Annotated in this window: 13 protein-coding genes and 1 pseudogene; 7 read left to right on the top strand and 7 right to left on the bottom strand. The window is 71.1% G+C overall.

The window, feature by feature from the left end; all coding sequences use genetic code 11:
- Positions 1 to 113: 113 nt before the first annotated feature.
- Positions 114 to 1,295: a saccharopine dehydrogenase family protein gene (locus HNQ79_RS15260; RefSeq protein WP_185031227.1), complete on the top strand. Its 1,182-nt coding sequence runs from the start codon at positions 114 to 116 to the stop codon at positions 1,293 to 1,295.
- A 57-nt stretch (positions 1,296 to 1,352) separates the two neighbouring features.
- Here HNQ79_RS15260 and mmpA read toward each other — a convergent pair whose 3' ends face one another.
- A complete protein-coding gene (mmpA, locus tag HNQ79_RS15255; RefSeq protein ID WP_185031641.1) occupies positions 1,353 to 1,559 on the bottom strand; it encodes a morphogenic membrane protein MmpA in 207 nt (68 codons plus the stop codon).
- A gap of 48 nt (positions 1,560 to 1,607) precedes the next feature.
- On the bottom strand, positions 1,608 to 2,300 hold the full coding sequence (locus tag HNQ79_RS15250) for an endonuclease V (protein ID WP_185031225.1): 693 nt from the start codon (positions 2,298 to 2,300) through the stop codon (positions 1,608 to 1,610).
- Between the two features lie 74 nt (positions 2,301 to 2,374).
- Here HNQ79_RS15250 and HNQ79_RS15245 point away from each other — a divergent pair, with 74 nt between their 5' ends.
- A complete protein-coding gene (locus HNQ79_RS15245; RefSeq protein WP_185031223.1) occupies positions 2,375 to 2,674 on the top strand; it encodes a YciI family protein in 300 nt (99 codons plus the stop codon).
- Between the two features lie 254 nt (positions 2,675 to 2,928).
- Here the strand turns inward: HNQ79_RS15245 and HNQ79_RS15240 are convergent, their stop codons facing one another.
- The gene (locus tag HNQ79_RS15240) at positions 2,929 to 4,023 is read right to left on the bottom strand and encodes a WD40/YVTN/BNR-like repeat-containing protein (protein ID WP_185031221.1); all 1,095 of its coding nucleotides are present in this window, start codon (positions 4,021 to 4,023) and stop codon (positions 2,929 to 2,931) included.
- Between the two features lie 380 nt (positions 4,024 to 4,403).
- On the opposite strand from HNQ79_RS15240, the gene ssgD reads away from it, so the two are divergent.
- The 4 genes and pseudogenes from ssgD (at position 4,404) to HNQ79_RS15210 (ending at position 8,413) form a co-directional block, all read left to right on the top strand.
- Positions 4,404 to 4,814: a spore wall synthesis regulator SsgD gene (gene ssgD, locus HNQ79_RS15230; protein ID WP_185031603.1), complete on the top strand. Its 411-nt coding sequence runs from the start codon at positions 4,404 to 4,406 to the stop codon at positions 4,812 to 4,814.
- Positions 4,815 to 5,193: 379 nt separating this feature from the next.
- Positions 5,194 to 5,844 (top strand): annotated as a pseudogene (locus tag HNQ79_RS15225) (ATP-binding cassette domain-containing protein); the annotation flags it as partial.
- A 546-nt stretch (positions 5,845 to 6,390) separates the two neighbouring features.
- Positions 6,391 to 7,371, top strand: a complete 981-nt coding sequence (locus HNQ79_RS15215) for an acyl-ACP desaturase (RefSeq protein WP_185031219.1) — start codon at positions 6,391 to 6,393, stop codon at positions 7,369 to 7,371.
- A 145-nt stretch (positions 7,372 to 7,516) separates the two neighbouring features.
- On the top strand, positions 7,517 to 8,413 hold the full coding sequence (locus HNQ79_RS15210) for a chitosanase (protein WP_185031216.1): 897 nt from the start codon (positions 7,517 to 7,519) through the stop codon (positions 8,411 to 8,413).
- Between the two features lie 14 nt (positions 8,414 to 8,427).
- Here HNQ79_RS15210 and HNQ79_RS15205 read toward each other — a convergent pair whose 3' ends face one another.
- The 3 genes from HNQ79_RS15205 to ligD form a co-directional block, all read right to left on the bottom strand.
- Positions 8,428 to 8,688 (bottom strand): WhiB family transcriptional regulator, encoded by a 261-nt coding sequence (locus HNQ79_RS15205; protein WP_185031214.1) that lies wholly within the window; start codon positions 8,686 to 8,688, stop codon positions 8,428 to 8,430.
- Between the two features lie 137 nt (positions 8,689 to 8,825).
- A complete protein-coding gene (locus HNQ79_RS15200) occupies positions 8,826 to 9,947 on the bottom strand; it encodes an ABC-2 transporter permease (protein ID WP_229923623.1) in 1,122 nt (373 codons plus the stop codon).
- A complete protein-coding gene (gene ligD, locus HNQ79_RS15195; protein ID WP_185031212.1) occupies positions 9,944 to 10,993 on the bottom strand; it encodes a non-homologous end-joining DNA ligase in 1,050 nt (349 codons plus the stop codon). Before ligD ends, HNQ79_RS15200 begins: the two co-directional genes overlap by 4 nt.
- A 105-nt stretch (positions 10,994 to 11,098) precedes the next feature.
- On the opposite strand from ligD, the gene HNQ79_RS15190 reads away from it, so the two are divergent.
- A complete protein-coding gene (locus HNQ79_RS15190) occupies positions 11,099 to 12,163 on the top strand; it encodes an ATP-dependent DNA ligase (RefSeq protein WP_185031601.1) in 1,065 nt (354 codons plus the stop codon).
- Between the two features lie 15 nt (positions 12,164 to 12,178).
- Here HNQ79_RS15190 and HNQ79_RS15185 read toward each other — a convergent pair whose 3' ends face one another.
- Positions 12,179 to 13,627, bottom strand: a complete 1,449-nt coding sequence (locus HNQ79_RS15185) for an FAD-dependent oxidoreductase (RefSeq protein ID WP_185031210.1) — start codon at positions 13,625 to 13,627, stop codon at positions 12,179 to 12,181.
- Between the last annotated feature and the right edge of the window lie 59 nt (positions 13,628 to 13,686).

The raw sequence follows: 13,686 nt of genomic DNA, 5'->3' as shown, positions 1-13,686 counted from the left end.
GCAGTGATGCTAAGAACGTGTTCCACTCTGCACAAGACCTTTGGCCAAGCAAGCGCTTAGCCTTTGACCGCAGAAGGCTTTCGAGAGTTGCACCCGACCTGGGGAGGAACGGCATGACCCGTCCGTACGACATCGTGCTTTTCGGAGCGAGCGGCTTCGTCGGCGAACTCACGGCCCGCTACCTTGCCGAACACGCCCCCGACGACTGCCGCTGGGCTCTCGCGGGACGCAATGCGGCCAAGCTGGAACGGCTGCGGGAGAGTCTGGCGGCGGTCTACCCCGCCTGTGCGAAGCTGCCGTTGCTGCACGCGGACTCCGACGACCCCGCCTCCCTGCGGGAACTGGCCCGCAGCACACGGGTGCTGGCGTCCACGGTCGGCCCCTACCTCCATTACGGCGAAGGGCTCGTCGCCGCGTGCGCGCAGGCGGGGACGGACTACGCGGACCTGACGGGCGAGCCGGAGTTCGTGGACCGGATGTATCTGGCGTACGACGTGGTGGCCCGCGGGAGCGGGGCACGGCTGGTGCACGCATGCGGTTTTGACTCCGTGCCGCACGACCTGGGGGCGTACTTCACGGTACGGCAGCTGCCGGAGGGCGTGCCGTTGCGGCTGGACGGTTTCGTACGCAGCAACGCCCACTTCTCCGGCGGGACCTTCGCGTCGGCGCTGGAAGCGATGGGGCGGGGGAAGCAGATGCGGGACGCGGCGCGGGAACGGCGGGCGGTGGAACCGGGCCCGGCTGGCGGGCGGAAGGTACGCGCCCCGCTCGGCTCCCCGCACCGCAGCGGTGAACTGGGCGCGTGGGCGGTGCCCCTGCCGACGATCGACGCCCGGGTGGTGGAGCGGTCGGCGGCGGCCCTGGACCGGTACGGCCCCGACTTCCGCTACCGGCACTACGCGGCGGTGAAGTGGCTGCCCGTCGCGGTCGGCGGGGTGCTGGCGGCGGGCTCGGTGGTGGCGCTGGCCCAGTTCCCGGCGGCACGCACGCGGCTGGGGTCGCTGGTCGCACCGGGGTCGGGACCGGACGAGGCGCGCCGGGCGCGGAGCTGGTTCACCGTGCGGTTCGTCGGCGAGGGCGGCGGACGCAGGGTGTACACCGAGGTGTCGGGCGGCGATCCCGGCTACGGCGAGACGGCGAAGATCCTCGCCGAGTCCGTGCTGTGCCTGGCGTTCGACAGTCTGCCCGGGACTGCGGGGCAGGTGACGCCAACGGTGGCGATGGGCGACGCGCTGCTGGAACGGTTGCAGGCGGCGGGGATCAGGTTCCGGGTGGCGGCCACGACTTCCGCGTGAGAGCCCCGAGGCGTGCGGAGGCGCGGGGGACGCGAGGACGCCCTGCGCGGGGCGGGTTCAGGAACCGGATATCCAGCCCGAGATCGTGTAAATCATGCCGCCCGTCCACCCGAACATCGCCAGCACACCGGCCAGGACGGACACGCCCATGCGGCGGCCCGCCCGGTGGACGGTGACGGCCTCGAAGTACTCCGGGACGGCGTGCGTCGTGCGGGCGGGGGGCGCGGTGCGGGTCCTCGCGGTGCCCATCGTGCTTACGGTCATGTCTTCAGCCTGTCCCGATCTGTTCGATTTCCACATCCGTACGCGTACTCAGTTCCGGGGTGCTCCTTCGCTCTCGTTCGCCAGCACCCGACGACAGAGCGAGTCCGCCCGGCGGGTGGTCTCCGGCTGGCGGTGGGCGGACGCCAGCCGGAGCGTGTGCGCGCAGGCGTTGTCGAGCGATACCCGGTGCCCCACGGACACGAAGACGGGTTTCACGCCGTCCTGGGTGCGCAGGGCGCGGCCGACCTCGGTGCGGTCGCCGTTCCCGCTGTCGTCGATGAGCGGTGAGAAGTCCCCGCGCCGGGGGCCGGGCGGGTCGTAGCTGAAGACGAAGGGATTCTTCGCGACGCCGAAGGTGGGCAGGCCGGTCAGCACGCCCAGGTGACTGGCGAGGCCGAAGCGGCGCGGGTGGGCCCGTCCGTAGCCGTCGCAGACGACCAGGCCGGGGTCTGCGGTCAGCCTGTCGAGGGCGTCCAGCACGGTGGGGATCTCACGGAACGCCAGCAGTCCCGGCACGTACGGGAACCGGACGCGGCCGGTGGCCGTGGCCTCCTCCACCACCGCGAGCGTCGCCGCGTCCAGCACGACCGCCGCGGCCACGACGAGATCGCGCGCGTCGTCGTACGCGACATCGACACCGGTGAGGTGACCGGTGCCCGGGGGCGGGCCGGGCTCGTCCAGGACGACTCGGGTGCGGAGTTCGTCCTGGAGCGCACGGGCGTTCTCTGGCGTGATCTTCATCGTGAACGTCACTGTAGGAGGTGGGTCTGACAGTGGGGGGCGCGCGGGTTGGGGCGGTGGGTACGCTGGCGATCATGTTCGTACTCGAGTTGACGTATACGGCGCCCCTCGCAGAGGTGGATGCGCTGATGAGTGAGCACATGGCGTGGGTGGACGCGCAGTACGCGGCGGGGGTGTTCCTGGCCTCCGGGCGGAAGCGGCCGCGGGACGGCGGCGTGATCCTCGCTGTCGCGGACTCGCGGGAGGCGATCGAGGGCGTGGCGGCCTCGGATCCCTTTGCCGTGGGCAGGGTGTGCGAGTACCGGATCACGGAGTTCGCGGCGACGAGGGTGGCCGAGGGGCTGGGGGCTTACCGGGAGACGGTGGGGGCGTAGAGGGCGCTGCGGGTGGCCGGGCGGGGGAGGTCCGGTGCGGGGAACCTCCGGGGCTCCGTGCCGGGTCGCCGGGCCGCCCGGCGGCTGGACGCCGGGTCGCCGGGCCGCCGGTCAGGGACGGAACGCTCCGCGGGGGGCCGCCCCCTTGCCCGCCCGTTCCGCCCCCCGGGGACTGCCCCGCCGCCCAACGGAGCCACGGAGGGCGGTCGGAGGGCGGCGTGGGGTGGGTGCGTGGGGTGGTTGCGTGGGGTGGGTCAGAACTCCAGGCGGGCGACGCGTCCCTTTTCGCCGGAGGCCCAGCAGCCGAAGTCCGTCGTGCACGACACCGTGTCGAAGGACCCTGTGTCGATCCGCTGCCACGACCGCCCCGCGTTCAGGGTCACGTCCGTCCCGGTGGGCCCGACCGCCAGCGCGACGGAGCGGCTGTGCGGCAGCCACGCCACGCCCGACCGGTACTCCGCCGGCGGGGTCGTCGAGCGATGCCAGCTCCGTCCCCCGTCCGAGGTGCGCGCCGCGGCGTCCGGGGACGCCTGTCCCGCGCGGTAGTCGCCGCCGACCGCGATCCCGTGCGTACGGTTGCGGAAGGCCACGCCGAAGACTCCGCGCGCCGGGTCGCCGCCCGGAACGGTCACCTCCGTCGCCTTCCAGGTGCGGCCGCGGTCGGCGGAGTGCAGCACCCGGCCCCGCGCTCCCCCGCCGGTCGCCAGCCACACGTCCCGCGGCCCGTTGCTGACCAGGCACTGCCCGCTCGCCGCGAATCCCGCCTCGCCCGGCAGGGCCTGCGGCATCCCCCTGTCCGGAAGCACTTTCCACGACCTGCCGCCGTCGCCGGTCGACAGAATGCGGAACCTGCCGTCGACCGGGTCGCTCATCGCGAGGCCGTTGCGGCTGTCGAAGAAGGTGAGGCAGTCGTAGAAGGCCTTCGGGTCGGGGTTGCGGAAGGTCTCCGTCCAGGTCTCGCCGCCGTCCTCCGTGCGGTACGTCCGGGACGCCTCGCCCTCGCCGATCGCGAGCACCACCGCCCGCCGCCCGTCGAAGGCCTCGATGTCCCGGAACTCCAGTTCTCCCGCACCGGGTGGCGAAACGTTCAGCCAGTGGCGGCCCCCGTCCGCCGTCCGCAGCACGGTGCCTTTCGAGCCCGCGACCCAGGCGGTATTCCGGTTCACCGCCGCGAGCCCCCGGAACCGTACCGTCGTGCCGGTGTCCTTGAGCCGCCACCCGGACGGAGTGCGCACGCCGTCGGGCGCTCGGCGGTCCGCCGAGGGGGGCCCGGCCGGCGACGGATCGGCCGCCGCCGGCCCCGCGCCGAGTACGGCGGCGATCACCGCCCCGCTCAGTCCCACCGACATCGTTCGCCTCGTGTTCCCCATACCCCTCATGGCGCTGGAAGCTAGCGGACCGGGCTGCCGGCGTCCAGGGTGCCCGCGCCGCGCCCGCCGTGCGCCGGTTCGAGGGGGATTGGAGGTCGACAGTTCACAGGGTCCGCACCATGAGACACCAGTGATGTTGTGTGGCTGCGGTGCCAGCGGGAATCAGCCGTGGTGCGACCACGCAGGAGTCTGCGACGCGACGTGCTCCGCTCCCGGATCCACCCCGGCCCATCCGCCCCCGGATCGTCCACCGGGACCGGGTGATGCAGCTCACGCCGTCTGTGTGGGCACGGATTCACGCGTTCGGTCGTCCTACAGGGCGGCAGGACGCATCCACCGAGCATTGAGAGGTGCTGGCCTTGTCCACCGTCATCGAGCAGGCCGTACAGGCCCGTCTGATCTCCTCCGCACCGCAGCTGGAGAACGTCCCCGCGACGCTCGGCTACGACCGCACGGACCCCTTCGCCGTGCGCATGGTCTTCCCTCCGCCGGCCACCCTGGAGGGCGTCGAGGTGGTGTGGACGTTCTCGCGGGAGCTGCTGGCCCGGGGGCTCGAAGAGCCGTCGGGTGTCGGTGACGTGCAGCTGCGCCCCTACGGGTACGGGCGGACCGTGCTGGAGTTCCACGCCACGGAGGGGGTCGCGATGGTGCACATCCGCACCTCCGAACTGCGTCGCTTCCTGCGGGAGACCCAGGAGCTGGTGCCGCCGGGCGACGAGCACCAGTACCTGGACATGGACCAGGACCTGGCGCAACTGCTGAACAGCTGAGACGAGGACGAATCCGTTCACCGTTAAATCACTTGCACCCGTCGAAACGGCGGGCGTAAATTCACTCCTGCCCTGTTGTCGTCGGACGGAGAAGGACGTTGCTCGTCTGAGGACGGAGACACCGTGCCGCGAGGCGGCCACCTTCGAGTGGCCTGTTCCTTTCCGCGTGCCGCGTCCGACCTCGGCGTTCGAGCCGTCTTCTCCCCCTCGGGGCTTTTCCGCGACCCGTGGTCTGCGCCACGCTCCGTCGCCGTCACCGCCCTGACGCCCCAGGTCCGCACGCTGTCCCGGTGTCTCCCCCAGTTGCCCTGTGTCCAGCCCACCGCAACCGGAGGCCCCTTTGTCATCCCATCCGCACGCACAGCCCCACCACGCGTCGCTGACCTGCACCGCCCTCTCGTTCTCCTGGCCGGACGGCACGCCCGTCCTCGCGGACTTCCAACTGGCCGTGGGCCCCGGCCGCACCGGTCTCATCGGGGTCAACGGGTCGGGCAAGTCGACCCTGCTGAAGCTCCTCGCCGGGGAGCTCGTACCGAACGAAGGCACGGTGAAGGCCGCGGGCAGCGTCGGCCACCTGCCGCAGAACCTCGTCCTCGACACCGGCTTGAGGGTCGACGAGGCGCTGGAGATCGCCGGCACCCGCGCCGCCCTGCAGGCCATCGAAGCGGGCGACCCGAGCGAGGAGAACTTCGCGGCCGTCGGAGACGACGGGGACGTGGAGGAGCGCGCCCGCGCCACCCTCGACGCCCTGGGCCTCGGACACATCGCCCTCGACCGCACCATCGGCGAAGTGTCCGGCGGCGAGGGCGTCCTGCTGCGGCTCGCCGCCCTGCTGCTGCGGCGCCCGGACGTGCTCCTGCTCGACGAGCCGACGAACAACCTCGACCTGTACGCCCGGCAGAGGCTGTACGAGGCGGTGTCGGCCTACTCCGAAGTGCTCGTCGTGGTCAGCCACGACCGGGAACTCCTGGAGCGCGTCGACCGGATCGCCGATCTGCGCGACGGCGAGGTCCGCTGGTACGGCGGGGACGTGCTGAAGACCGGCGACACGGTGTACGTGGGCCGGGGCGGCCGGACCAACGGGGAGGGCGTCCGCCGGCTGCGGGTGGTATTGGAGCCGCTGGGGGCGCGGGTGTCCGCGGTACCGGTGAGCGGGTTGCTGCATCTGAAGTCGGCGGTGACGGCGCTGCCGGACGGGACGGTGGTGGGCTACGAGCCGCTGGTGGACATACCGGCGGCCTTCCGCCGATTTCTTCCCGTACCCGAGGAGGCGGGCGCGCATGTGGTCGTGCTGGACGGGAATGCGGTGTTGAGGGCGGCGAGTGCGCCGAAGTCGGCGGAGCTGTTCGCGGAGCTGGGCCTCACACCCGTTCCGGGGACATCAGCGAGTTCGAAAAGCTGGAGGGCTGCGTGACTTGTCTCTCGGTACGCCTGCGCGACCTGCATACATAACGGCGCGTAGCGGTACGGAACGGACAGGGACTTGGCGAGGTGCTCACGTCGTGCTTAACCTACGGTCTCGTAACCTACGAAGCCGTAGGTAACCACCCTCAGTCCCCCTCCCCCAGGAGTACCCGTGACGATCACCTCTCCCCACATCGGCAGCTCCGAGGCGTGGACCGACGCCAAGCTGCTGTTCGCGCTGGAAGAGGTGGTGGAAAAGGAACTCAACCGCCACCTGAAGGTCACCAAGGACTGGATGCCCCACGAGTACGTGCCGTGGTCGGACGGACGGAACTTCCCCGGTTTCTTCGAGGACGGCCAGGCGTGGGAGCCCGAGCAGTCGAAGGTCACGGAGATCGGCAAGATCGCACTCGTCGTGAACCTGCTCACCGAGGACAACCTTCCCAGCTACCACCACGAGATCGCGTCTCTCTTCGGCCGGGACGGCGCCTGGGGCACCTGGGTGCACCGCTGGACGGCCGAGGAGGGCCGGCACGGCATCGTGATGCGCGACTACCTGCTCGCGTCGCGTGCCGTCGACCCGGACAAGCTGGAGCAGTTCCGGATGGTGCACATGAGTGAGGGCTTCGAGTCCGACAACCGGCACTCGATGCTGCACTCGGTCGCCTACGTCGCCTTCCAGGAGCTGGCCACCCGCATCTCGCACCGCAACACCGGGCACCAGTCCGGGGACCCCGTGTGCGACCGGATGCTGGCACGCATCGCCACCGACGAGAACCTGCACATGGTCTTCTACCGCAACCTGCTGGGCGCCGCGTTCCAGCTCGCGCCGGACCTGACCATGCAGGCCGTGCGCGATGTGGTGGTGAACTTCCGGATGCCGGGACACGGCATGCCCGGTTTCGAGCGGGCCGCCGCCCAGATGGCGATCGGCGGGGTCTACAACATCCGGATCCACCACGACGACGTGATCCAGCCCGTGCTGCGCTTCCTGAAGGTCCTGGACATCGACGGGCTCGGCGCAGAGGGCCTCAAGGCCCAGGAGGAGCTGGGCCTGTACATGGACGGGCTGGACTCGGAGGCGACGAAGTTCGACGAGAAGCTGGCCGCGCGGCTGGCCCGGAAGGCGGCTCGGGCGGCCCAGGTCCAGTAACGCCCCGGCGTACGGGCCCCGGTCTGCCACTGACGGCACATCGGGGCCCGTTCGACGTTCGGAAAGGTTCGACGCCGGAACGGTGCGGGGTTCGAAAAGGGGTGCACTGCTCTGCTCCCCCGGCCGCGCACCGTAACCTGTCCCGGTGAAACCTCTCACTCGCCTCTACCTCATCGGCGCCCCGGTCGCCATCGTCGCCACCGCGCTCTTCGCCGGCACCCCCGGCGGGGACAAGCCGATCTACGACGAAGCCTCCGAGACCGGGCGTGCGCCCCAGGACGACGAGAATCTGAAACCGAAGACGGACCAGGAGCTCATAGCCAAGCTGCCTCCGGGTCTCGCGGATCCCGCCGCCAAGGAGAGGGCCGCGCAGGTCATCTCCACCGCGGAGAACTCCACGCTGAACTGGCGCGGTCAGTACTCCTCGGTCCGCAACACCGGCGACGGCAACGGTTACACGGCCGGCGTCATCGGTTTCACCTCGGCCGCACACAGCATGCTCCAGCTGGTCGAGGACTACACCAAGAGCCACCCGGACAATCCGCTCGCCTCGTTCCTGCCCGCCCTGCGGAAGGTGGACGGCACGGATTCGGTCGAGGGTCTCGACCCGGGCTTCACCCAGGCGTGGAAGCAGGCGGCGAAGGAGCCCGACTTCCTCAAGGCGCAGGACGCGGCCCGCGACAAGTACTACTTCAAGCCCGCGGTGGACCTCGCCAAGATGGATGGGCTCGGCACGCTCGGCCAGTTCATCTACTACGACGCGATGGTGCTGCACGGCCCGGGCATCGACGAGCGCAGCTTCTACGGAATCCGCGACTCCGTTCGCAAGAAGGCGAAGAGCCCGGCCGAGGGCGGCAAGGAGAAGCCGTACCTGAACGCCTTCCTCGACGAGACCCGCGAAGTACTCAGGACGAGGAAGACCCTGAACGACACGTCCCGGATCGACACCGCCCAGCGGGTGTTCCTGCAGAAGAACAACATGCAGTTCAAGCCGCCGCTGGAGTGGAAGATGTACGGCGACGACTTCAGCATCAAGCGCTGACGGCCGGCGGCGGATCAGCGGCTCGCGCGCCTCAGTTCGTACCGTTCCTTCTCCGAGAGGCCGCCCCACACGCCGAAGCGTTCGTCGTGGGTGAGCGCGTACTCCAGGCAGACGCTGCGCATGTCGCACGCGCCGCAGAGCCGCTTGGCCTCGCGGGTGGAGCTGCCGGGCTCGGGGAAGAAGAACTCCGGGCCGGTCTGGGCGCACAGTGCGCTGTCCTGCCAGGACAGTTCGCTGTCGGCGGGGTCGGTCGGAAAAGCGGTCTTGATCGGCATGGCGTAGATGCTGCCCGGAACCGATCAACGTCCGCTGAACGGAAGTTCAACGCCGCCGCACGGGCTGCCATGGGTCGGCCGCGGCGGCCGGATGTCCAGGAGAGCGTCCGGTCGCCACGATCGCCGAAGGGCTGCGGTCAACCGGCGTGTGCCGGGGACCTGTCCCGGCCGCCCGGGTGGCGGTGGCGCCACACCCAGAAGACGGTGCAGGAGAGCAGGGCCCAGGCCGCCAGCACCAGGAACGGCTTCAGGTGCTGATGGCCCTGGAAGTAGACCGCGGTGTGCTGCGCGTTGACGGAGGCACCCGGCGGCAGCCACTGCCCGATGTGGCCCAGCAGGCTGGGCAGGAGCGGCCAGGACACCGCGCCCCCCGACGAGGGGTTGCCGAGCAGCACCATCAGCCCCCAGGTCGGCAGCATCGCCCAGCGGCCCATCATGGTGTTGAACATGGTGAAGACCATGCCCGACGTGAACATGGTGAGCGCGAGGATCAGCCACGACTCCACGAACGGCAGGTCCAGCGCCCCCAGCAGCCAGTCCACCACCGCGGCGATGGCGAAGGCCCCCATGAGCGCGTAGGCGAGGGTGAAGGCGATGCGTTCCGCCGGGTTGAGTCCCCGTGCGTGGACGCTGAGCTGGATGGCTCCGACGAAGCCGATGATGACCGCGGCGAGGGAGATGTAGAACAGGGCGAGACCGCGCGGATCGCCCGCCTGGAGGGGTTTGACGTCCTGCACGGTGACGTCGATCCCGGCCGCCCGCCCCACCTTCACCCCCGCCTCGGAGAGGATCTGGGCGACCGAGGCACCGGACGCCCCGGAGACGTCCAGCTCCACTCCCCGTCCGACCGTCCGCAGCACGGCGAAGGCCTGCTGCTCCTCCATCGCCTCGCGGGCGCGCGCGTCGGTGGCGTATCCGGTGATCTCCAGCGAACCCGGAAGTGCCTTGTCCATTCCGGCGGCGAACGCCGTGAGCTGCGGGCTCCGCGCGTCGCCGACCACGGCCGCGGGAATCCGGTGCGGGGTCGGGTTGGCCATCGTGTACGTGTAGGAGCCGGCGAAGAGGCCCGCCGCGATCGCGAGGATGAAGACCAGTACCGTCGCGGGCAGGAACGGCGACTCCTTGAACGCGTGCCACTTCTCCGCCCCGGTGCGCGGCCGGCCGTGCGCACCGTGCCGAGGCTGCCCGGTGCCGTGGTCGGTCCCGTCGCCCGGGCCGCCTCCCGTGTGGTGGCCGGTCGCGGGTGTCTCGCTGCTCATTGCTGGTCCTTCGGGGAGTCGGTCTTCTTCGCCCGGCTCGGTGCGACCCGTTTCGGCTCGCCCGGCATCTTGGGATAGTCCGGCGGATACGGCAGGTCGCCGAGCCCGCGGTCGCGCTCGTCCCTGTCCGCCAGCTCCAGGAACGCGTCCAGGGCGAAGCCGCGTTCGCCCGCGTACTCCTCCAGATCCGCGTGCACGTCGCCGAGTTCGGCGAACCTGGCGGGCATGGTGGCCAGGTCGAAGTCCTCGGGGCGTACGTCGTCCAGTTCCTCCCAGCGCAGCGGCGCGGAGACCGGGGCGTGCGGTTTCGGACGGATGGAGTAGGCGGAGGCCATGGTGCGGTCGCGGGCCGTCTGGTTGTAGTCGACGAAGATCCGCGCACCGCGTTCCTCCTTCCACCAGGCCGTCGTCACGGCATGCGGCAGCCGTCGTTCCAGTTCCCGCCCGACCGCGATGGCGGCGCGCCGCACGGCGGTGAAGTCTTGGCGGGGCGCGATCGGCACGAAGACGTGCAGGCCGCGCCCGCCGGAGGTCTTGGGCCAGCCGCGCAGGCCGTGTTCGTCGAGCAGTGCGCGCAGTTCGTGTGCGACGTGCACGGCGTCGGCGAAGTCGGTGCCGGGCTGCGGATCGAGGTCGATGCGCAGTTCGTCGGGGTGGTCGGGGCGGGAGCGGCGTACGGGCCACGGGTGGAAGGTCAGGGCGCCCAGGTTGGCTGCCCACAGGACGGCCGCGACCTCGGTGGGGCAGACCTCGTCGGCGGTGCGGCCGCTGGGGAAGGCGATGGTGGCGGTCGGCAGCCAGTCGGGGGCGTTCTTGGGGGCGCGCTTCTGGTAGAAGGACTCGCCGTCGACGCCGTCGGGGAAGCGTTCCAGAGTGGTCGGGCGGTCGTTCAGCGCGCGCAGGATGCCGGGGCCGACGGCGAGGTAGTACCGCGCCACGTCGAGCTTGGTGTAGCCGCGCTCCGGGAAGTAGACCTTGTCCGGGCTCGACAGCCGCACGGCTCGCCCTCCCGCATCCAGCTCGATCGCCTCGCCCGTTTTGCCCATGTGCGCCACGGTAGGCCGAGCCTACATATGCCGCATATCGGAGTTTCGGGCAGGGTCGGACCCATGGCACCGAAAGCCCCGAGCGAACCGCACGTTCCGCACCGCATGAACCTTCCGGTCATGCCGCCGGTGAAACCGATGCTGGCCAAGGCGGTGAAGAAGATCCCGCCGGGCATGAGTTACGAGGCCAAATGGGACGGGTTCCGCGCGATCGTGCACCGGGACGGGCCCGAGCTCGTGATCGGCAGCCGTACCGGCAAGGCGCTGACCCGCTACTTCCCGGAGCTGGTCGCCGGGCTCCTCAGGGAGCTGCCCGCCCGGTGCGTCGTGGACGGCGAGATCATCATCGCCCAGGACGGCCGGCTGGACTTCGAACGGCTCTCCGACCGCATCCACCCGGCCGACTCCCGGATCAGGCTTCTGGCCGAGCGGACCCCGGCGAGCTTCGTCGCCTTCGACCTCCTCGCCCTGGAGGACCTGGCGCTGTTGGACGTGCCTCTGGAACAGCGGCGCAAGGCGCTCGCCGACGTACTGAAGGGGGCCGGGCCGCCCCTGCACCTGGCTCCCGCGACGACGGACCCGCACGTCGCGCAGCGGTGGTTCGAGCAGTTCGAAGGGGCCGGCCTCGACGGGGTGATGGCCAAGCCGCTGTCCTTGCCGTACCGGCCGGACCAGCGGCTGATGTACAAGATCAAGCACGAGCGGACGGCGGACTGCGTCGTCGCGGGCTACCGGCTGCACAAGAGCGGCCCCGTCGTCGGCTCGCTGCTGCTCGGGCTGTACGACGCGGCGGGGCGCCTCCAGCACGTGGGGGCTTCCTCCGCGTTCACCATGCAGCGGCGCAGGGAACTCGTCGACGAGCTGAAGCCGCTGCGACTGGCCCGGGGCGCCGCGCACCCGTGGGCGGACTGGGAGAACCAGGCCGCGCACGAGACGGACCGGCTGCCCGGCAGCCAGAACCGGTGGAACGGCAAGAAGGACCAGTCGTGGGTGGCGCTTGCGCCGGAGCGGGTGTGCGAGGTGGCGTACGACCACATGCAGGGCGCCCGGTTCCGGCACACCACCCGGTTCCGCAGGTGGCGGCCGGACCGGGTGGCGGAGAGCTGCACGTACGACCAGCTGGAGGAGCCGGTGCGGTACGACTTGGCGGCCGTGCTGGGCGCCGGGTGAGGCGGCCGGGGTCCGCTAGCCGCGCGTCGTGACCTTCTCCCACTCCTCGCGGCTCGGCCCGTCCGGTGCCGGCTCCCAGTCCGGGCGGTCCGCCAGCCACTCCGTCAGGTGCCGCTGCACCTCCGGGTCCGCGTACGCGTCCCCGGGGTGCGCCTGCAGGTGCCTGACCTTGGCGCGGGCCCGCCCCACCACGGGGTCGCGCAGGCCGCACTCCATCATCGCGGCGCGCTGCCTGTCGCGGCCGGTCGGCGGCCTGGTGGACCGTTCGGCGTAACGCTGTCCGATCGCGTCGTCCGTCTCCACCTGTACGTCGAACCAGGGGCGCAGGGTGCGCAGTGCCCAGTGGTGGTACGCGGCGGCGAACTCGGAGCCCGCCGGGTCCGGGGACTCGTCGACGTGGCGGGCCAGCCACTGGGCGGCCCACAGGGACAGGGACATGCCCTGGGCCATGGTCGGGTTGGTGTGGGTGAAGCTGTCGCCGACCGCGAGCAGGCCGGTGACGACGGGCCCCTGTGCGTCGGCCAGGGCGCTCCACCGGTTCTCCAGCCCGGCCATCGGCAGGACGCCGGACAGCGGCTCGGCGCCGAGGTCGAGCCAGGCCGCCCCGATGCCGTGGGTCCGGGCGGCCGACTCGAAGACGGCGGGGTCGCGTATCGCGGTGCGGGTCGGGTCGTCCGTGTGCAGGATCAGCCCGAGCGCGAAGGAGCGGTTGTCGGAGGGGAACACCGCGCACGCGCCGAACGGGCTGCCGGAGACAACGAGGGGACCGCGCGGGCCTTCCTGTCCTCCCTCGGGCAGCCGGTACCAGCGGCTGTAGTACGCGAGGCCGGTCGGGTGCCGCTCGACCACGGGCGGCCGGCACCCGGCCTCGGCCAGCCACTGGGCGGTGGCGCCGCGCCGTCCGGCGCAGTCGACGACAAGGTCCGCACGGTGGTCGCCGTTGGCGGTGCGCAGACCGGACACCCGGGGCACCCGGGGGCTGTTCGGGCTTCCCGGCCCGGTGGGGGATGCGGCAGCGGGGTCGGTGATCAGGCCCGTGACGCGTTTGCCGTGGCACACGGTGGCGGTCGGTTCGGCCCGCAGGGCGTCGTACAGGACCGTTTCGACGAGGATGCGGCGGGCCTGGATCAGGACGAGGTCGTCGTCACCGGGGCGGGCGGGACGGGCCTGCGCCCCGTACCAGTCCATCTCGCGGTACTCCTGCGCTCCACGCCGCAGCAACTCCCTGTGTACATCCGGAAGATCGTCCTTGAGTACGGTACGGGCGGCGCCGATGAGGTTGTGCGGCTGCACGGCCTGCGGGACGGTGACGGGGCGCGTCCAGTGGAAGAAGTCCGCGTCCAGGTCGCCCGACGGGGCCCGGGGATCCCGTTCGAAGACGGTGACAGGGTGCCCGCGCCGCGCGAGGAGCAGGGCCGTGGCAAGTCCGGCGACGCCGGCGCCGATCACTGCGAATTCAGTCATGTCCCATACTCCTCAACGGGGTTGCTGCCGGGGCGAAGGCCCCCGGCCCCCTGTCCACT

This window comes from Streptomyces candidus (genome assembly GCF_014207445.1).
In the GTDB taxonomy this organism is placed as follows: Bacteria; Actinomycetota; Actinomycetes; order Streptomycetales; family Streptomycetaceae; genus Streptomyces; species Streptomyces candidus.
Note: the sequence above shows the minus strand (reverse complement) of the source record. Positions and strands in the feature narration are given on the sequence as shown.